Annotated in this window: 14 protein-coding genes and 2 tRNA genes; 10 read left to right on the forward strand and 6 right to left on the reverse strand. The window is 72.5% G+C overall.

The window, feature by feature from the left end:
• Nucleotides 1–20 precede the first annotated feature (20 nt).
• Nucleotides 21–602: a superoxide dismutase family protein gene (locus ACF9IK_RS24135; protein WP_395296192.1), complete on the reverse strand. Its 582-nt coding sequence runs from the start codon at nucleotides 600–602 to the stop codon at nucleotides 21–23.
• Nucleotides 603–783: 181 nt separating this feature from the next.
• Nucleotides 784–1,191, reverse strand: a complete 408-nt coding sequence (locus tag ACF9IK_RS24140) for a type II toxin-antitoxin system VapC family toxin (protein ID WP_395296193.1) — start codon at nucleotides 1,189–1,191, stop codon at nucleotides 784–786.
• Between the two features lie 589 nt (nucleotides 1,192–1,780).
• On the opposite strand from ACF9IK_RS24140, the gene acnA reads away from it, so the two are divergent.
• Together acnA and ACF9IK_RS24150 are read left to right on the forward strand one after the other, a co-directional pair.
• Nucleotides 1,781–4,426: an aconitate hydratase AcnA gene (acnA, locus tag ACF9IK_RS24145; RefSeq protein WP_395296194.1), complete on the forward strand. Its 2,646-nt coding sequence runs from the start codon at nucleotides 1,781–1,783 to the stop codon at nucleotides 4,424–4,426.
• A gap of 131 nt (nucleotides 4,427–4,557) precedes the next feature.
• Nucleotides 4,558–5,874 carry a glycoside hydrolase family 18 protein gene (locus ACF9IK_RS24150; protein ID WP_395296195.1) on the forward strand — a complete coding sequence of 439 codons (1,317 nt, stop codon included), beginning with the start codon at nucleotides 4,558–4,560 and terminating at the stop codon, nucleotides 5,872–5,874.
• 112 nt (nucleotides 5,875–5,986) lie between these two features.
• On the opposite strand, the gene pepN is transcribed toward ACF9IK_RS24150, so the two are convergent.
• On the reverse strand, nucleotides 5,987–8,560 hold the full coding sequence (gene pepN / locus ACF9IK_RS24155) for an aminopeptidase N (protein ID WP_395296196.1): 2,574 nt from the start codon (nucleotides 8,558–8,560) through the stop codon (nucleotides 5,987–5,989).
• A 260-nt stretch (nucleotides 8,561–8,820) separates the two neighbouring features.
• Between pepN and ACF9IK_RS24160 the strand changes: the two genes are divergently transcribed.
• Nucleotides 8,821–9,453 (forward strand): DsbA family protein, encoded by a 633-nt coding sequence (locus ACF9IK_RS24160; RefSeq protein ID WP_395296197.1) that lies wholly within the window; start codon nucleotides 8,821–8,823, stop codon nucleotides 9,451–9,453.
• Nucleotides 9,454–9,569: 116 nt separating this feature from the next.
• On the opposite strand, the gene ACF9IK_RS24165 is transcribed toward ACF9IK_RS24160, so the two are convergent.
• Complete coding sequence (locus ACF9IK_RS24165) at nucleotides 9,570–11,000, reverse strand: amino acid permease (protein WP_395296198.1); 1,431 nt, start codon at nucleotides 10,998–11,000, stop codon at nucleotides 9,570–9,572.
• A gap of 269 nt (nucleotides 11,001–11,269) precedes the next feature.
• On the opposite strand from ACF9IK_RS24165, the gene ACF9IK_RS24170 reads away from it, so the two are divergent.
• The 4 genes from ACF9IK_RS24170 (at nucleotide 11,270) to ACF9IK_RS24185 (ending at nucleotide 14,696) form a co-directional block, all read left to right on the forward strand.
• Entirely contained in the window at nucleotides 11,270–11,869 is a 600-nt protein-coding gene (locus ACF9IK_RS24170; RefSeq protein WP_395296199.1) for a biotin transporter BioY, read from the forward strand.
• Between the two features lie 112 nt (nucleotides 11,870–11,981).
• Nucleotides 11,982–12,470, forward strand: a complete 489-nt coding sequence (locus ACF9IK_RS24175) for a ribose-5-phosphate isomerase (protein WP_395296200.1) — start codon at nucleotides 11,982–11,984, stop codon at nucleotides 12,468–12,470.
• Between the two features lie 308 nt (nucleotides 12,471–12,778).
• Nucleotides 12,779–14,008, forward strand: a complete 1,230-nt coding sequence (locus ACF9IK_RS24180) for a PP2C family protein-serine/threonine phosphatase (protein WP_395296201.1) — start codon at nucleotides 12,779–12,781, stop codon at nucleotides 14,006–14,008.
• A gap of 493 nt (nucleotides 14,009–14,501) precedes the next feature.
• Entirely contained in the window at nucleotides 14,502–14,696 is a 195-nt protein-coding gene (locus tag ACF9IK_RS24185; protein ID WP_238741223.1) for a hypothetical protein, read from the forward strand.
• Nucleotides 14,697–14,744: 48 nt separating this feature from the next.
• On the opposite strand, the gene ACF9IK_RS24190 is transcribed toward ACF9IK_RS24185, so the two are convergent.
• Nucleotides 14,745–15,533 (reverse strand): DUF6348 family protein, encoded by a 789-nt coding sequence (locus ACF9IK_RS24190; RefSeq protein WP_395296202.1) that lies wholly within the window; start codon nucleotides 15,531–15,533, stop codon nucleotides 14,745–14,747.
• Between the two features lie 306 nt (nucleotides 15,534–15,839).
• Between ACF9IK_RS24190 and ACF9IK_RS24195 the strand changes: the two genes are divergently transcribed.
• Nucleotides 15,840–16,379 (forward strand): DUF6197 family protein, encoded by a 540-nt coding sequence (locus ACF9IK_RS24195; protein WP_395296203.1) that lies wholly within the window; start codon nucleotides 15,840–15,842, stop codon nucleotides 16,377–16,379.
• A gap of 113 nt (nucleotides 16,380–16,492) precedes the next feature.
• On the opposite strand, the gene ACF9IK_RS24200 is transcribed toward ACF9IK_RS24195, so the two are convergent.
• Nucleotides 16,493–16,563: transfer RNA gene (locus ACF9IK_RS24200), tRNA-Gly, on the reverse strand.
• A gap of 143 nt (nucleotides 16,564–16,706) precedes the next feature.
• On the opposite strand from ACF9IK_RS24200, the gene ACF9IK_RS24205 reads away from it, so the two are divergent.
• Nucleotides 16,707–16,780 (forward strand) — tRNA-Pro (locus tag ACF9IK_RS24205).
• A 322-nt stretch (nucleotides 16,781–17,102) separates the two neighbouring features.
• Nucleotides 17,103–18,494: a trigger factor gene (gene tig, locus ACF9IK_RS24210; protein WP_395296204.1), complete on the forward strand. Its 1,392-nt coding sequence runs from the start codon at nucleotides 17,103–17,105 to the stop codon at nucleotides 18,492–18,494.
• Nucleotides 18,495–18,650 lie beyond the last annotated feature (156 nt).

Consider the following 18,650-nt stretch of genomic DNA (forward strand, 5'->3'; position numbering starts at 1 on the left):
CGCCCGAGGGTTCCCGGGCCTCACGGCTCCAGCTTCACGCAGGCGGCCCGGTCCCCCGCGCCGTGCCGGCCGGCCGGGGTGCCGGCGTGCAGGACCAGCGAGCGGGCCTCGCCCGGCCGCGGCTGCCAGGCCACCGCGGTGGCCGCCGTGCCGCCGCCCCGGGAGTCGGTGCGCAGCGTCAGCCGCAGTTCGTTGCGGTCGTTGGCGTAGGCCGGGTCGGCGGAGGGCCGCACCGGGTCCACCGCGTCCTGGTAGTGCGGGCCGGAGGCGGTCGGGTCGGCTCCGCAGGGGCCGGTGTGCAGGTGGGCCGGGAACGCGTGGTCCGCGGCGACCCCGGCCACCGTGACGGTCAGCACCGTCCGCCCGGGGAACGCATGGTCGACGACGACCCGGACGTGGGAGCCGTACGGGACGAGGTCCGGCGCATGGCTGATCGCGGTCGGCGGGACGAAGGCCGTCGGAGGGTCGAAATCGGCCTCCACGACGGAGACCGGCGAGCCCGGTGGGACCCGGCCCGAAGGGTCGGCCGGGCCGGATGGGGCGGTCGCGGCGGGGGTCAGCAGGGCGAGCGGTAGCAGGGCGGCGGCGAGCGGCACGGACATCGGCGGACCTTCCGGAGGCGGTACGGCGGGACGCCCTGCTCAACGCCGTCCGGCCCCGGCGGACACCCTCCCCGGAGCCGGTCCCCCCGGAGCGGGCACCCCGGAGCCGGCCCAAAAGGCGGGCGCCCCGTGCCTCCCGTGTGCCTCGCCCTCGGCGGACACGCCCGGGCGCTCGTTCGGCTCAGCCGGACGAGCGGGGGATCCCCCGGATCTCGCAGCGCGGCCCGCTGGCCCGCATCAGCCGCAGGTCCGCCGTGACCAGCGGCGCGCCGAACCGCTCGGCGACGGCGACGTAGGCGGCGTCATCGGGCGTGAGGTTGTCCTTCAGCTCCCAGATCCGGCCGAGCAGGGGTGCGACCTCGACCTTGCGGATGGCCAACCCCGGCAGCCGGGCGGCGAGTTCGCCGACCCGCTCGGCGGTCAGCTCCTTGGCGAGGTAGAGGCCGCGCAGCGACTGCATCACCTCGATGACGACGTGCTCGGGTGCCACCCACTCGCCGCCGGCGGCGAGTTCGGCCCGGGCGGCCTCTCCGCGCCCGCCCTCGTCGGCCAGCGCGAGCACCAGCGCGGACGCATCCACCACGATCATCAGTAGGCCCCCGTCTGCCCCGGCCGGTCCGGCACGTCAAGTCACCGGCCACGGTACCCGGGCGGCCCGCCGGAGGCTCCACCGGCGGCGGCCCGGGTGGGGGCGGACGCCGGGTTGCCGCCTCGCCGCGCCCGGCAGGCCTGCCGGCGGACCCGCCGCACCGGGGCGAGGGCGCCGGCACCCCCCCCGGCGGCCCGGACAGCCTTCCCGCACCCGCCGGGGAGCCCCCGTGGGGACCGTCCCCCCGGCCGCCGCCCTGCTCGCCGACATCGCCCCCATTCCGGACGGCCCGGAGGCCCGTCGGGCCCTTCCCGGCCCACCGATCGCGCCCCGGACCAGCCCCCGACGCGCGCCGAACCCTCCCCACGCGGTAGGACAGTTTCAGGGGCATGCCTGAGGTGGTGCCGGCGGCGCCATGCACTATGGTTTATCTCGACATCGAGATAACTGCCCCTTACGATATATCTCGACATCAAGATACTTGCCGAGAGGCGCTCACCGGCGGTGCGGGCAAGGTCAGCCTAAGTAAGGCTGACCTTACCACCGTGGCGGCCGGCTACCCGCACGAAGCACCTAGAAGGAGTCAGTCGTGTCCGCGAACAGCTTCGACGCCCGCAGCTCGCTGCAGGTGGGCGACGAGTCGTACGAGATCTTCAAGCTCTCCGCCGTCGAGGGTTCCGAGCGGCTGCCCTACAGCCTCAAGGTGCTGCTGGAGAACCTGCTCCGCACGGAGGACGGCGCCAACATCACCGCCGACCACATCCGCGCCCTCGGCAACTGGGACGCCGACGCCCAGCCGAGCCAGGAGATCCAGTTCACCCCGGCCCGCGTGATCATGCAGGACTTCACCGGTGTGCCGTGTGTGGTCGACCTCGCCACCATGCGTGAGGCCGTCAAGGAGCTGGGCGGCGACCCGGCCAAGATCAACCCGCTGGCCCCGGCCGAGCTGGTCATCGACCACTCCGTCATCGCCGACAAGTTCGGCACCCCGGACGCCTTCGTCCAGAACGTCGAGATCGAGTACGGCCGCAACAAGGAGCGCTACCAGTTCCTGCGCTGGGGCCAGACCGCGTTCGACGAGTTCAAGGTCGTCCCGCCGGGCACCGGCATCGTCCACCAGGTGAACATCGAGCACCTGGCCCGCACGGTCATGGTCCGCGGCGGCCAGGCCTACCCGGACACCTGCGTCGGCACCGACTCGCACACCACCATGGTCAACGGCCTGGGCGTGCTGGGCTGGGGCGTCGGTGGCATCGAGGCCGAGGCCGCGATGCTCGGCCAGCCGGTCTCCATGCTGATCCCGCGCGTCGTCGGCTTCAAGCTGACCGGCCAGCTGCCGGCCGGCACCACCGCCACCGACCTCGTGCTCACCATCACCGAGATGCTGCGCAAGCACGGTGTGGTCGGCAAGTTCGTCGAGTTCTACGGCGACGGCATCGGCGCCATCCCGCTGGCCAACCGCGCCACCATCGGCAACATGTCGCCGGAGTTCGGCTCGACCTGCGCGATCTTCCCGATCGACGCCGAGACCATCAACTACCTGAAGCTCACCGGCCGCGACGCCCAGCAGCTCGCCCTGGTCGAGGCGTACGCCAAGGAGCAGGGCCTCTGGCACGACCCGTCGGTCGAGCCGGTCTACTCCGAGTACCTGGAGCTGGACGTCTCCACCGTCGTCCCGTCGATCTCCGGCCCGAAGCGCCCGCAGGACCGCGTGATCCTGGCCGAGGCCGCGTCGAAGTTCGCCGAGGCGCTGCCGACCTACTCGGCCGAGGCCTCCAAGCCGACCGCCGTCACCGCCCCCGACGGCTCGTCGTACACCATCGACAACGGCGCGGTCGTGATCGCCTCGATCACCTCCTGCACCAACACCTCCAACCCCTCCGTCATGCTGGGCGCCGCCCTGCTGGCGAAGAAGGCCGTGGAGAAGGGCCTGACGGTCAAGCCCTGGGTCAAGACCACCCTGGCGCCCGGCTCCAAGGTCGTCATGGACTACTACGAGAAGGCCGGCCTGCTCCCGTACATGGAGAAGCTGGGCTTCAACCTGGTCGGTTACGGCTGCGTCACCTGCATCGGCAACTCGGGCCCGCTGCCCGAGGAGGTCTCGGCCGCGGTCAACGAGTCCGACCTGGCCGTCGTCTCGGTGCTCTCCGGCAACCGCAACTTCGAGGGCCGGATCAACCCCGACGTCAAGATGAACTACCTGGCCTCCCCGCCGCTGGTGGTCGCCTACGCCCTCGCCGGCAACATGAACGTCGACATCACCAAGGACGCCCTGGGCCAGGACGCCGACGGCAACGACGTCTTCCTCGCCGACATCTGGCCGAGCGAGCAGGAGGTCGCCGAGGTCGTCGCCGGCTCCATCGACCAGGACATGTTCGACAAGGGCTACCAGGACGTCTTCGCCGGCGACCACCGCTGGCAGTCGCTCCCGGTCCCGACCGGCAACACCTTCGAGTGGGACGCCGAGTCCACCTACGTCCGCAAGCCCCCGTACTTCGAGGGCATGGCCAAGACCCCGAGCCCGGTGACCGACATCGCCGGCGCCCGTGTCCTGGCCAAGCTGGGCGACTCGGTCACCACCGACCACATCTCCCCGGCCGGCAACATCAAGCCGGGCACCCCGGCGGCGCAGTACCTGACCGCCAACGGCGTCGAGAAGCGTGACTTCAACTCCTACGGCTCGCGCCGTGGCAACCACGAGGTCATGATCCGCGGCACCTTCGCCAACATCCGCCTGCGCAACCAGATCGCGCCGGGCACCGAGGGCGGCTACACCCGCGACTTCACCCAGGCCGACGGCCCGGTGTCGTTCATCTACGACGCCTCGCAGAACTACCAGGCCGCCGGCACCCCGCTGGTCGTCCTGGCCGGCAAGGAGTACGGCTCCGGCTCGTCCCGCGACTGGGCAGCCAAGGGCACCGCGCTGCTCGGCGTCAAGGCCGTCATCGCCGAGTCCTACGAGCGCATCCACCGCTCGAACCTGATCGGCATGGGCGTCCTGCCGCTGCAGTTCCCGGAGGGCGAGAACGCCGACTCCCTCGGCCTGACCGGCGAGGAGACCTTCTCCATCACCGGCGTGACCGAGCTAAACGAGGGCCGCACCCCCAAGACCGTCAAGGTCAAGGCCGGTGACAAGGAGTTCGACGCGATCGTGCGCATCGACACCCCCGGTGAGGCGGACTACTACCGCAACGGCGGCATCCTGCAGTACGTGCTGCGCAGCCTGATCGGCTGAACCGGGCAGTAGCGCCGAGAGGCCGGACCGCGCACGCGGTCCGGCCTCTTGTGCGTTCCGGCGCAATGGACTAAACCTCATTGTCAGTCTGGTCCAGACCATTTGACGATGCCTCAGAGGACAGGTCCGGTATGCCCACACGCGCCTCCGCCATGCTCGCCGCCGCCACCGTCGCCGTACTGCTGGCCACCACCACCGCCACCGCCACCGCGACCGCCGCCGGGGCCCACCACGGCCCGAAGCTGAAGGGACAGAGGGTCGGCTACTTCACCCAGTGGGGCGCCGACAGCTCCGCGAAGCGGGTCCAGGAGTCCGGCCAGGCCGGGAAGCTGACCGTCGTCAACTACGCCTTCGGCAACGTCTCCGCCGACGGCACCTGCTTCGAGACCGACGAGGCGGGCCGGGGCGACGCCCGCAACGACTACCAGCGGGCGTTCCCGGCCGCCGAGTCGGTGGACGGCCGGGCCGACTCGGCCGACCAGCCGCTGAAGGGACACTTCAACCAGCTGCGCAAGCTCAAGGCGAAGAACCCGCAGCTCAAGGCCGTGATCTCGCTGGGCGGTTGGAGCTGGTCCAAGTACTTCTCGGACGCCGCCGCCACCGAGGAGTCCCGGCGCAGGTTCGTCGCCTCCTGCATCGACCTGTACATCAAGGGCAACCTGCCCGTGCTCGCCGGCTCCCCGGAGGGTGGCACCGGTGCGGCCGCCGGGGTCTTCGACGGCATCGACCTCGACTGGGAGTACCCGGGCGGCGGCGGCGACGCCGGCAACGTGGTCCGCCCCGAGGACGGGCGCAACTTCACACTGCTGGTAAAGGAGTTCCGCCGCCAGCTGGACCGGCTCTCCGGTCGCAAGGGCCCGCACTACCTGCTCACCGCGGCCGTCGCCGCCAACGAGACCGTCGCCGCCCGGCTGGAGCTGCCCGAGCTGGCGTGCTCGATGGACTGGCTCAACCTGATGACCTACGACCTGCACGGCCCCTGGGAGGGCAAGGGCCCGGCCAACCACCACGCCAACCTCTACTCCGACCCTGCCGACCCGGAGCCGCTCCGGCGCAGCGCGGACAAGGCGGTCGAGTACTACACCCGGCACGGCCTGCCGGCCGCCAAGACGGTGCTCGGCGTGCCGTTCTACGCCCACGGGTGGTCCGGCGTCCCGGCCGGCGACCGCGGGGGCCTGTACCAGCCGGCCACCGGCGCCACCGCCGACCGCAGCTACAAGGAAGTCGACGCGCTGCCGGGCAAGGTCTACGTCGACCGCGACCACGGCGCGTCCTGGAAGTACGACGGCACCGACTTCTACAGCTACGACACCGTCGAGGTGCTCACCCAGAAGGCCCGCTACACCCGGTGGAACGACCTGGGCGGGGTGATGGTCTGGTCGCTGGACGGCGACGACGACCGGGGCAGCGCGATCGCCGCCCTCGACCGCGGCCTCCAGCGGGGCTGAACGCCGGCCGCCCGGCCGGGCACCGACCGGGCCCGGCCGAGCGCGGACGCACGGACGCACCGACGCGCCGGGCCCCGGCGGTCATCGGCCCCCGTACCCGGGCCGGTGCGGCTCAGCCCCGGTCGCAGGCCTGGGCGCGCAGCGCCCGGGCCAGGTCGTCCCGGCACTCCAGCACCAGCCGGCGCAGCGCGGGAGCCGCGTCCGGGTGGCCGTTCAGCCAGGAGTCGGCCTCGGCCAGGGTCTGCTCGTCGACCTGCGCCCGCGGGAAGAAGCCGCCGACGATCCGCATCGCGATCTCGATGGTCCGCTCGGACCAGACCCGCTCCAGCAGCTTGAAGTACGGCGCCGCGTACAGGGCGGTGAGGTCGCGGTGCGAGGGCAGCGCGAACCCGGCGATGTTCGCCTCGACCAGTGCGTTGGGCAGCTCGTCCGAGTCGACCACGGCCGACCAGGCGGCGGCCTTGGCCTCGGGGGTGGGCCGGGCGGCCAGGCACTGGGTGTACTGGCGGTTGCCGCTGGCGGTGTGGTCGGCCTTCAGCTCCTCGGCCAGTTCCTCGTCGGCGGCCTGGCCGGCCGCGGCGAGCGCCAGCCAGAGCGACCAGCGCAGCTCCTGGTCGACCTCCAGGCCGTCGATCCGGGCGGTGCCGGCGAGCAGGCCGCGTACCAGGCCGAGGTGCTCGGAGCCGTTGGCGGTCTGCGCCAGGAAACGCGCCCAGGCGAGCTGGTGGTCGCTGCCGGGCGCGGCCGCGCGCAGCTCGCGCAGCGCGCCGTCGGCCAGCAGCCGGCCGCCCTCGCCGCGCCAGGCCGGGTCGGCGTAGAGGTCGACGGCGCTCTTGGCCTGGGTGTGCAGCGACTGCAGCACGCCGATGTTGGACTCCTGCCCGGCGAAGCGCAGCACCAGGGCGATGTAGTCGCGGGCCGGCATCAGGCCGTCCCGGGTGAGGTTCCAGACGGCGGACCAGGCGAGCGCCCGGGCCAGGTCGTCCCGGACGTCGCCGAGGCCGGCGCGCAGCGTCTCCACCGATTCCGCGTCGAAGCGGATCTTGCAGTACGTCAGGTCGTCGTCGTTGAGCAGCACCAGGGCGGGGCGGCGGCGGCCGGCCGCCTCGGCGACGACGGTGCGGGCGCCGGTGACGTCCAGCTCGATGCGGTCGGTGCGCACCAGCACGCCGTCGCCGTCCCGGTCGTAGAGGCCGACGGCGATCCGGTGCGGGCGCAGGGTGTCGCCGTTTCCGGCGTCCTGGAGGACGGCGAGCTCGGTGATCCGGCCCTCGGCGTCGACGGTGACCTGCGGGGTGAGCACGTTGACGCCGGCGGTCTGCAGCCAGGCGGCGGCCCAGGCGGTGAGGTCGCGCCCGCTGGTCTCCTCCAGGATCTCCAGCAGGTCGGCGAGCTCGGTGTTGCCGAAGGCGTGCCGCTTGAAGTAGCGGCGGGCTCCCTCGAAGAAGGCCTCCGAGCCGACGTACGCCACCAGCTGCTTGAGCACCGAGGCGCCCTTGGCGTAGGTGATGCCGTCGAAGTTGAGCTTGGCGTCCTCCAGGTCCCGGATGTCCGCGGTGATCGGGTGGGTGGTGGGGAACTGGTCCTGCCGGTAGGCCCAGGCCTTGCGCTGGTTGGCGAAGGTGATCCAGGCCGAGGAGAAGCGGGTGCGGGCGCCGATGAGCCCGTAGGAGCCCATGAAGTCGGCGAAGGACTCCTTCAGCCAGAGGTCGTCCCACCAGCGCATGGTGACCAGGTCGCCGAACCACATGTGGGCCATCTCGTGCAGGACGACGTTGGCGCGGCCCTCGTAGGCGGCGTCGGTGACCTTCGAGCGGAAGACGAACTCCTCGCGGAAGGTGACGCAGCCCGGGTTCTCCATCGCGCCGATGTTGTACTCGGGCACGAAGGCCTGGTCGTACTTGCCGAACGGGTACGGGTAGTCGAACTGCTCGTGGAAGAAGTCGAGCCCGAGCTTGGTGGTGCCGAGGATCTCGTCGGCGTCGAAGTAGGGCGCGAGCGACCTGCGGCACATCGCGGAGAGCGGGATCTCCAGGGTGGTGCCGTCGGCGAGGGTGCGGCTGTAGTGGTCGCGCGCCATGTGGTACGGGCCGGCGACGACCGCGGTGAGGTAGCTGGAGATCGGCTTGGTGGGCGCGAACCGCCAGGTCCGGGCGTCGCCCTCGGTGGTGACCTCCTCGTGCACGGCGTTGGACCGGACGTCCCAGGCGGCCGGCGCGGTGACGGTGAAGGAGAACGGCGCCTTCAGGTCGGGCTGCTCGAAGTCGGCGAACACCCGGCGGGCGTCGGCCGGTTCGTAGTGGGTGTAGAGGTAGGTCTCGCCGTCCACCGGGTCGGTGAAGCGGTGCATGCCCTCGCCGGTGCGGCTGTACGCGCAGTCGGCGTCCACCACGAGGACGTTCTCCGCGGCGAGGCCCTCGACGTGCACCCGGGCGCCGTCGAAGGCGGTGGCCGGGTCGAGCTCGCGGCCGTTCAGGGTGACCGAGCGGACGGCGGGCGCCAGCAGGTCGACGAAGGTGGCGGCGCCCGGCTCGGTGCAGCGGAAGGCGATGGTGGTGGTGGAGCGGAAGGTGGCGGCGGCCGGGTCGGGCGCCGAGGTCACGTCCAGCCGGACCCGGTAGCCGTCCACGGCCAGGATGCTGGCCCGCTGCTGGGCTTCGTCGCGGCTCAGGTTCTTGCCCGGCACGGCGGTACTCCTTTGTCCGGCTCGCACGGTGGTGCGGTCATCGCTGGTGCGGCCGGGACGCCGCACCGTGGTCGGGGGCGCCGCACGGTGGTCGGCGCGGCACGGTGGTGCTGCGGGCATCCTTTCACGCCGCCCGCGGCAGTACCATTGCACAACGTGCCGGCGGCGTCGCGGAATCAGCGGCGCCGTGGGGGTGTTGGGTCCGGCGGAGCCCCGCGCGGGGCCCGATCCACTTCCGACGACGGACGTAAGGGACAGCCGTGACGACTGCCGCTGAGCGCAAGACCGCCGACTTCTGGTTCGACCCGGCCTGCCCGTGGGCCTGGATGACGTCCCGCTGGCTGATCGAGGTCCAGCAGCTGCGCCCGGTGGACGTGAACTGGCACGTGATGAGCCTGTCCGTGCTGAACGAGCACCGCGACCTGCCGCAGGAGTACCGCACGCTGCTGGACAACGCCTGGGGCGCGGTCCGGGTCTGCATCGCCGCCGCCCAGCAGCACGGCGACGAGGTGCTCGGCCGCCTCTACACCGAGCTGGGCACCCGCTTCCACAACCAGGGCCTGCCGCAGAACCGCGAGACCGTCGAGGCGGCGCTGGTGGCGGCGGGCCTGCCGGCCGAGCTGGCCGACGCGGCCGACACCGACGTCCACGACGAGGCCCTGCGCGCCTCGCACAAGGAGGGCATCACCCTGGTCGGCGAGGACGTGGGCACCCCGGTGATCGCGGTCGAGGGCGCGGACGGCGAGCGGGTCGCGTTCTTCGGCCCGGTGGTCACCCCGGCTCCGCGCGGCGAGGCCGCGGCCCGCCTCTGGGACGGCACCCTGCTGGTCGCCTCCACCCCGGGCTTCTACGAGATCAAGCGCACCCGCACCGCCGGCCCGTCCTTCGAGTGACACCGGCGCACGCGAAGGGGCCCGAAATCCACGATCCCCGCAACTCCCTGAACTACAGGGTGTTGCGGGGATCGCTAGAACCCGCCCCCCCGGTACCGGGCCCCTTCGCGTCCGCGCTACCGGACGGCCGCGGCGTCCTTGCGCTGCTTGACCAGCCCCGCCGTGATGAGCAGGGCGACCAGCACGCCGGCCGCGTACAGCTGCTCCCGGTTGCCCTCGGTGGTGGTCATCAGGGCGAGGATGCCGGCCACGGCGGCCATCGCGACCCAGGTCAGGTACGGGTAGCCCCACATCCGGACGGTGAGCAGCTCGGGGGCCTCGCGCTCAAGGCGGCGGCGCATCCGCAGCTGCACGACGCAGATGAAGAACCAGACCACCAGGATCGCGACGCCGGTGGTGTTCATCAGCCAGGTGAAGACGGTGTCCGGCCAGAACTTCGAGGCCAGGACGGCGCCGAAGCCGAACAGGCAGGAGACGAGGACGGCGGCCCGCGGCACGCCGCCGCTCACCTTGGCCAGCGCCTTCGGACCCTGGCCGCGGGCGACCAGCGAGTACGCCATCCGAGAGGAGCCGTAGATGTTGGCGTTCATCGCGGAGAGCAGGGCGACCAGGACCACGGCCTCCATGATGGTGCCGGCGCCGGGCACGCCCAGGTGCTGCAGGACGGTCACGTACGGGCCGTTCTCGACGACAGACGGGTCCTTCCAGGAGACCAGGGTGACCACCAGGGCCATCGAGCCGATGTAGAAGATCGCGATCCGCCAGACCGCGGTGCGCACCGCGTTGGCGACGTTGCGCTTGGGGTCGTCGGACTCGGCGGCGGCGATGGTGACGGTCTCCAGGCCGCCGTAGGCGAAGACCGAGGCGAGCAGGCCGACGATGAGTCCGCTGACGCCGTTGGGCAGGAAGCCGCCCTGGCCGGTGAGGTTGGTGGTGCCGGGGGAGCCGGGGCCGAGCACCCCGGCCACGCCGAGCGCGCCGAGGACGAGGAAGGCGACGATCGCGGCGACCTTGATCGCGGCGAACCAGAACTCGAACTCGCCGAAGTTCTTCACCGCGGTGAGGTTGCTGGCGCAGAAGAAGACCATGAAGAGGCCGACCCACACCCAGGCGGAGACACCGGGGACCCAGCCGTTGACGATCTTGCCGGCGGCGGTGGCCTCGGCGGCGACGCCGCAGCAGAGCATCACCCAGTACATCCAGCCGGCGGTGATCCCGGCCCAGGGGCCGATCTCCTTCTCGGCGTGGACCGAGAACGAGCCGGAGGCCGGCCGGGCCGCCGACATCTCGCCGAGCATCCGCATGATCAGCATGACCAGCAGGCCCGAGAGGGTGAAGGCCAGGATGATGGCCGGGCCGGCTGCCGCGATGCCCGCGCCGGAGCCGACGAAGAGGCCGGCGCCGATGACCCCGCCGAGCGCGATCATCGAGAGGTGGCGCTGCTTGAGACCGTGGGAGAGCTGCCGGCCGCCGACCTCGGTGCCGCCGGCGGCACCGGTGGCGGAGGTCGTCGTCCCGGGCGCCGGGGGCGCGGAGGTACGGGCCATGGGTGGGATCCAGACTGTTCGAATTGCGGTGCGAGTTGCCCAATATCCGGGGACGCGGGTGTCAACGCCAAGGAGGAGGGCGCCCGGATCACGATGCGGACCGGATCGTGACGGAGGTTGGCCGGAACAGTCACGTTCGGTGGCGATCGCTGCGCCGGACCCCACAAGGACGGTCTCCGGGGCTTTGTCCGAATCCCTGACGGTGCCCGTGGCGATCACCACGTAGGTTCACAGGTGTTCACTCACCTGATCACCAGAGGAAGCCACCGATGGCCACTGCCAGCACCCCGATACCCAGCCGCGCCGTCCTGGCGGACCTGCTGCCCGCCGCCTCCGGCCGGTTCGGCGCGCAGGCCCGCGACTTCGCCCTGGTGGCCGGCGGCGCCGCCCTCACCGGCCTGGCCGCCCAGTTCTCGGTGAACGTCCCCGGCTCCCCGGTGCCGGTGACCGGCCAGACCTTCGCCGCCCTGCTGGTCGGAACCGCGCTCGGCACCCGCCGCGGCGTCGCCTCGCTCGGCCTCTACCTGCTGGCCGGCATGGCCGGCCTGCCCTGGTTCGCCGAGGGCACCTCCGGTTGGTCGATGCCCTCGCTCGGCTACCTGCTCGGGTTCGTCCTGGCGGCCGCCCTGACCGGCGCGCTGGCCCGCCGCGGCGCCGACCGCAGCCCGGTCCGCACCGCCGCCGCCATGGTGCTCGGCAGCCTCGCGATCTACGCCGTCGGCGTCCCCTACCTCGCCTTCGCCCTGGACGTCCCGCTCGCCCGCGCCGCCGAGCTCGGCCTCTACCCCTATGTGGTCGGCGACGCCCTGAAGGCCGCCCTCGCAGCCGGCGTGCTGCCGCTGGCCTGGAAGGCCCTCGGCCGCCGCTGAGCACCGCGCTCCGGGCAGGATCCGAAAGCGAGGACCTGGGCGCCGGCCGGCCCCGGCACGCGCCCTCGGCCCCCTGCGCAGCCCGGGCGGGCGCGCATGCCACACTCGTGCCATGCGCGTCTACCTGGGCTCCGACCATGCCGGATACGAACTGAAGAACCACCTCGTGGAGTGGCTGAAGGAGGCCGGCCACGAGCCGGTCGACTGCGGGCCGCACATCTACGACGCCCTCGACGACTACCCGCCGTTCTGCCTGCGGGCCGCCGAGCGCACCGCGGCCGACCCGGAGGCGCTGGGCGTCGTCATCGGCGGCTCCGGCAACGGCGAGGCGATCGCCGCCAACAAGGTCAAGGGCGTGCGGGCCGCGCTGGCCTGGAGCGAGCAGACCGCCTCGCTCGGCCGTGAGCACAACAACGCCAACGTGATCTCCATCGGCGGCCGGATGCACACCCAGGAGGAGGCCACCAAGTTCGTCGAGATCTTCCTCAACACCCCGTACAGCGGTGACGAGCGGCACACCCGCCGGATCGCCATGCTGAGCGAGTACGAGACCACGGGCGAGCTCCCGCCGATCCCGGCGCACCACCCGCAGCAGGGCTGACCGCCCCCACCCGCACACCGGCCGGCCGCGCTCCCGCAGCGCGGCCGGCCGGCGCGTTCCCGCAGTGCGCGCGACCCTGTGGCATCGGCCACAGCACCCGGGGCGCCGCCGCGGCGCACGAACCGCCCCGCGCGCGGGCGCATGCGCCGCCCGTGTGGTTCGTACGCCCAGCCCCCGCACGCTTCCTGACGCCACGGCTGCCGCCCGCCGCAATCGGCCGAAACCCGCTGACGCGCCCGCGCCACCCCGGAGCCGCCCGGGCCCGGGCCGTCGACGCCGGGCCGCAGCGGTGGATATGGTCGGTCCCCATGGCTGGCAGAGCGCCGGGCACACCGCCCCAGACGACTGCGACGAGGCCCGGCGCCGCCACGGTGCCCGACCCCGTGACGGCCCGGCTGGCCAAGGGGCTCCGCCGGGTCCGCCGAAAGCTGCGCACCGCCGGTGTCGACTACTTCCGCGGCGGCGCCGCCGACTGGCCGGTGCTGATCGTCCTGGCCCTCACCGTCCCGGTGCTGATCCTGCTCAACATCTGGATCCCCGCCTGGGCCCCGCCCACCTCCCTGGTGCTGCCGATCCTGGCCGCGGCGCTGCTGCTGCGCCCCGGGAGCCTGGTGGTGCTCTACGCGCTGGCCGCGCTCGGCCTCTCCGCCGAGTCCGTGATCCACACGGGCGAGCGGGTCGCCAGCGTCGACCCGGACGCCTACACCTACGGCGTCACCCCCGGCGCCGCCCTGGTGGTCGGTGCGGCCGGGGTCGGCGGCCTGCTGCTGGCCCAGTTCCGCAGCCGGGTGGGCGTTCCCTGGTGGGGCGGCTCCACCATGCTCTTCGACCTGCGCGAGCGGCTGCGGGTGCAGAGCCGCGTCCCGGCCCTGCCGGACGGCTGGCACGCCGACATGGCGCTGCGCCCGGCCGGCGGGCAGTCCTTCTCCGGCGACTTCGTGGTCGCCGCCCGGACCGGCCCCGGCCGGCGGGTGCTGGAGGTGGTCCTCGCGGACGTCTCCGGCAAGGGCATGGACGCCGGCTCGCGGGCCCTGTTGCTCTCCGGCGCCTTCGGCGGCCTGCTGGGCTCGCTGCCCGCGCACGACTTCCTGCCCGCCGCCAACGGCTACCTGCTCCGGCAGGACTGGGAGGAGGGCTTCGCCACCGCCGTCCACCTGGTGCTGGACCTCGACACCGGCGAGTACGAGCTGCTCTCGGCCGGGCACCTGCCCGGGATGCAGCGGCTGGGCGGCGCCGGCCGGTGGGAGATGAAGGAGGCCGCGGACGGCCCGCTGCTCGGGATCTACGACGGGGCCAAGTTCGAGGGCGTGCGCGGGCGGTTGAACCGGGGCGACGTCCTGATGCTCTGCACCGACGGCATGGTCGAGGCACCCGGCCGGGACCTCTCCGAGGGGATGGACCGGCTGATGGGTGAGGCCGACCGGCTGGTCCCCGGCGGGGGCCCCGGCAGCCGCAGCGGCGCGGCCTCCCGGCTGATCGAGACGGTCGCCCGCGACATCAACGACGACCGCGCGGTCCTCCTGGTCTGGCGCGACTGAGGGGCACGTGCCCGGCCCGCTCGCCCGGGCACGTGCCGGTGGCAGCTGCTGTCAAGCCTGGGAGCTGATCTTCGGCCAATTCCGAAGGGCCGTCACCGTTGCGGACCTGCCCGTTCCGCTCCCGCCCGCCAGACGCTCCACGGCCGCTCAGCGGCGCCCCGTGGACGATCCGTCAGAACGTCTCGGCTATCGTCTCGGTCGGCGGAAACTCGTCCCGCACCGCAGGATATCGGGGCCCGGCTGCCGGTCAGACCTTTACGCAATCGGCACGGTCGACCACACTGAGTCTGGGCGGGACTGGTCAGGATTCGGGGGATAGGGGGCGTCACGTGCGGCAGGACGGACAGCGTGCGGCCGTACCGGCTCCCACTCCGGCCGCGACGGGTCGGACGAGCCGCAGTTCCGCCTCGGGACCGTCGGACAGGCCGGGGTCCGGCTTCGCAGGGGATGCCAGGTGACGGCGCCCCGCTATGAAACGAGGAAGTGAGTCCGGGTGGCACTCTCCGTCTCCGCACTGGTCCTGTTCGGCATCATCTGCTTCATCTTCATCCGCAACAAGCAGCTGAAGACCGGCCACTTCATCCTGGCCGCGCTGTTCGGCTTCATGCTCAACCAGAGCACGGCCGCCAAGCCGATCCAGGACTTCCTGAGCCAGATCGCCAAGAGCATCTCCAGCATCGCCAGCTGACCTCGGGGCCCGTCCGGGGCCCACCGGGGGAGAGGCCGGCCGCCCGGTTCACCGGCCGGCCCGTCCGGCCTGCCGCCAGCGCGCGAGGAGTCCCCGGGGCCGAGCCGCCGGGGCCGGGGGGCGGACCGGCGCAGGCGCAGCCGGGCCCGTCGGAACGGCCGGCGGCAGGATCGTCTCCCGGGTCGTCAACAGGACGAAGAGCCGCGCCCAGCAAAGCCGTTCGCCGCGCGGCCAGTCCAGCGCGCGCAGCGCCGCCGAGGCGGCTTCGGACACCTCGCCGTTGATCCGCACCTCGGCCACGTCGTCCCCCGCCTTGCCGCCGAGGAACAGCTTCACCCCGTTCGGCCGCCCGACGGCCAGCTCCGGCAGCAGCGCCGGCGCCAGCGCGGGCAGCACCCGGTGCTCCGCCAGCCAGCCGGCCAGCCGCTCGTTCCCGAAGCCGAACACCGCCGCCGGCCCCTGTACGGCGTGCCAGCGCGGCAGTTCCGGGTAGTCGGCGTGGTCGCCGTGCTCGCCCCGGCCCTCCGTCAGCTCCACCAGTGCCGAGGCGGTGGTGGTCGCCCACATCCGCACCGCGTTGGCGAGCTTCTCCTCCTCGGTCTTGCCGAGACCGGCCGCGCAGTCCCAGACCACCGGCGCGTCCGCGCGGCCCAGCCGGAGGACGTAGCCGAGGTCGACGTGGCCGGCGCCGTCGTCGCCGGGGTGCTCCCGGACGGCCACCGCGGTCGTCCCCGGACCGCGCACCACCTCGCCGTCGACCCTGAACTCCTGCCCGAATCGCGCCATTTCCCGGACCACGCAGCGCTGGATGACGGCCAGTCGGTCCTGGGGACGCACGGGTACTCCTCCGTTAGGGCTCGCAGTGTCCTCGAACTGCGCTCGAACGCCGCCGAGGCTATCGGCCCGGGCCCCCGCCGGGAAACCGTGACGACCGGCGCACCCGGCACCGGAGCGGTTCGGACGCCCCGGCGCGGGCCGGCGCGCGCGCCCGCGCCGCGCTCGCCCGTACACGTTCGCCACTCCCGGGCAGTGCGCCCCGGCAGCAGTGCCGGAACCGGCGCGCCGCGGCCCGTCCGGTCGCGTAAATGTCCTTTATGCCCCACTTTGGGTATCGGTAACCATAGGCCACCGCCTGGAGAACCGATGCCCCGCACCGAACTGACGCCGCTTCCGCCGCTGCTCACCGTCCCGGACGGTGTCGGCCTGGTGGCCGAGATCGAGGCGTACCTCGCCTCACTGCCCGCCCCGGCCCGGGCCGCGGTCCCCTATGTGTGCCCGCTCGGCTCCACCCTCCAGCCCTGGTACGCCGGCCACCCCCTCCCGAAGGCCACCCTGCTGGACCGGGCGCTGCGCCGCCCGGCGCGCGCCGTCCCGGTGAGCGCCGCCGAGCACCTGCGGCTCGCCTCCCGCTACATCGCCGCCGCCGGCTGGCTGCAGGGCGCGATGTGGGACGCGGCCGGCCGGGTCTGCCTGCTCGGCGCCCAGGCCGCCGTCCTCGCCCACGGCTACGGCACCGCGCCCACCGTCCGCACCGCCCGGGTCCAGCTGATGGAGGTGCTGCACGCCACCGGCCGCCCGGTGGGCTCCCCGGACGTCTACAACGACCGGCCGACCACCCGGCAGGCCGACATCCACCAACTGCTCGACCGGGCCGCGGCCCGCGCCGCGCGGCTCGGCCTCTGACCCCGGCCGCCCGGCAGCCCTGACGGGTGGTCGGGGGCCGGGCCGGGGGTGCGGCCGGAGAACGCGAACGGCCCCGGGAGACGCTGGACGTCTCTCCGGGGCCGGACGGTCGGAGCGGGCGACGAGAATCGAACTCGCGTGACTAGTTTGGAAGACTAGGGCTCTACCATTGAGCTACGCCCGCATGACCCTCGGCCGTCACCGGACGGAAGGTCGGGAACAGCGTACCTGGTCCGGTCGGCTGCGCGCACACCGCATTCGTTTCGGGGGCCTCGGATATGTCGGAGAACCCATGGGGCCCGGCGTGTACGCTTCCTCTCGGCACCACGGGGTGTGGCGCAGTTTGGTAGCGCGTCCGCTTTGGGAGCGGAAGGCCGTCGGTTCGAATCCGGTCACCCCGACAGTGCGGCAGGGTCTCGCCCTCGGCGGGGCCCTGTTTTGCGTCTCTGACCACCCTCGGACGACGCTCCCGCGCACGCCGACGGCGGCGTCCTGGCGTCGGCCTTTCGTGGTACCGGTAGGATGGGGCGCTGGCGGTAGTCCCTGTGGCGTCCACCCAGGTCAACCGCACGAGGGCGAGGAGTCACGCTCACCGTCCACCCCCACGGGAGATGCAGCTCCAACCGCCCATCGCCCGTCTCGCCCGATCCGATCCGCCAGGCCCCGGCCGGCGGCAGGGGAGGGCGGAGGCAACCTGACCGCAAGCCCATAGGAGACCCAACCGTGAAGAGCGCCGTCGAGACTCTGAACCCGACCCGGGTTCGACTCACCGTCGAGGTGCCCTTCGAGGAGCTCAAGCCCAGCCTCGACGCGGCGTACAAGAAGATCAACCAGCAGGTCACCGTTCCGGGCTTCCGCAAGGGCAAGATCCCGAACCGGGTCATCGACCAGCGCTTCGGTCGTGGCGCCGTGCTGGAGGAGGCCGTCAACGACGCCCTCCCGCGCTTCTACACGCAGGCCGTCGACGAGGGCAAGATCGAGGTCCTCGGCCAGCCCGACATCACCAACATCGAGGGCGTCGAGAAGATCGCCGACGGTGGCGACCTGAAGTTCACCGCCGAGGTGGACGTCCGTCCCGAGATCACCCTCCCGGACTTCTCGTCCATCGAGGTCACCGTCGACCCGATCGTGGTCACCGACGAGGACATCGACAAGTCGCTGGAGCAGCTGCGCGAGCGCTTCTCCTCCGTCAAGGACGTCGAGCGCGCCGCGGCCGCCGGTGACATCGTGGTCGTCGACCTTGAGGCCAAGGTCGACGGCGAGGTGCCGGAGGACGGCACCGCCGCCGGTGTCAGCTACGAGATCGGCTCGGGCCGCCTGATCGACGGCATCGACGACGCCGTCGTCGGCCTGGAGGCCGGTGGCACCGCCACCTTCACCACCGAGCTCAAGGGCGGCACCCAGGCGGGCAAGACCTCCGAGGTCACCGTCACCGTCACCGCCGTCCAGGAGAAGGAGCTGCCGGAGCTGGACGACGAGTTCGCCCAGCTGGCCAGCGAGTTCGACACCCTGGAGGACCTGAAGGCCGACTCCCGCAAGCGCCTGGAGCGCATGAAGGAGTACGACCAGGCCACCCAGGCCCAGGAGAAGGTCCTCGACGCGCTGCTCGGCCTGGTCGAGATCGAGTTCCCGGAGAAGCTCCTCAAGGACGAGATCGAGACCCGCAAGCACAACCTGGAGCACCACCAGCTGGAGCCGATGGGCCTCGACCTCGCGACCTACCTGGAGACCCAGGGCAAGTCGGAGGAGGAGTACCTGGCCGAGGTCGAGGAGCAGGCGAAGAAGGGCATCAAGACCCAGTTCGTCCTGGACCAGATCGTCGCCGACGAGGAGCTGGGTGTTAACCAGGAGGAGCTCACCGAGCACCTCATCCGCCGCGCCGCCGGCTCGGGCCTCACCCCGGACCAGTTCGCGCAGCAGGTCGTCCAGGGTGGCCAGGTGCCGCTGCTGGTCGGCGAGGTCGCCCGCGGCAAGGCGCTGGCCACCGTGGTCGAGGCCGCCAAGGTCGTCGACACCGAGGGCAACGAGATCAACTTCGACGACGACGAGACCGACGAGTCGGCCGAGACCGTCGAGGCCCCGGCCGCCGAGGCCGAGGAGACCACCGAGGCCTGATCGCCCCGGTCGCCCTGATGCAGCAGCGGGCCCGGACACCGTACGGTGTCCGGGCCCGCGGCATTCCCCGGCGGTGCGGGCCCCGGTCCCGCCCCGCTCCTGCCCGGGGAGGGTGGTGAACCCTGCGCTCACAGCGAACAGTTCTGCGTGAGGGAT

This window comes from Kitasatospora hibisci (assembly GCF_043950205.1).
Lineage (GTDB): Bacteria > Actinomycetota > Actinomycetes > Streptomycetales > Streptomycetaceae > Kitasatospora > Kitasatospora hibisci.

Excerpts from the sequence above, each read along its gene's own strand:
- ACF9IK_RS24195 (WP_395296203.1), top strand. The coding sequence starts at position 15,840 with ATGCCCCGCACCGAACTGACGCCGCTTCCGCCGCTGCTCACCGTCCCG.
- ACF9IK_RS24180 (WP_395296201.1), top strand. The coding sequence starts at position 12,779 with ATGGCTGGCAGAGCGCCGGGCACACCGCCCCAGACGACTGCGACGAGG.
- ACF9IK_RS24150 (WP_395296195.1), top strand. The coding sequence starts at position 4,558 with ATGCCCACACGCGCCTCCGCCATGCTCGCCGCCGCCACCGTCGCCGTA.
- ACF9IK_RS24140 (WP_395296193.1), bottom strand. The coding sequence starts at position 1,191 with ATGATCGTGGTGGATGCGTCCGCGCTGGTGCTCGCGCTGGCCGACGAG.
- ACF9IK_RS24135 (WP_395296192.1), bottom strand. The coding sequence starts at position 602 with ATGTCCGTGCCGCTCGCCGCCGCCCTGCTACCGCTCGCCCTGCTGACC.
- ACF9IK_RS24170 (WP_395296199.1), top strand. The coding sequence starts at position 11,270 with ATGGCCACTGCCAGCACCCCGATACCCAGCCGCGCCGTCCTGGCGGAC.
- ACF9IK_RS24175 (WP_395296200.1), top strand. The coding sequence starts at position 11,982 with ATGCGCGTCTACCTGGGCTCCGACCATGCCGGATACGAACTGAAGAAC.
- ACF9IK_RS24165 (WP_395296198.1), bottom strand. The coding sequence starts at position 11,000 with ATGGCCCGTACCTCCGCGCCCCCGGCGCCCGGGACGACGACCTCCGCC.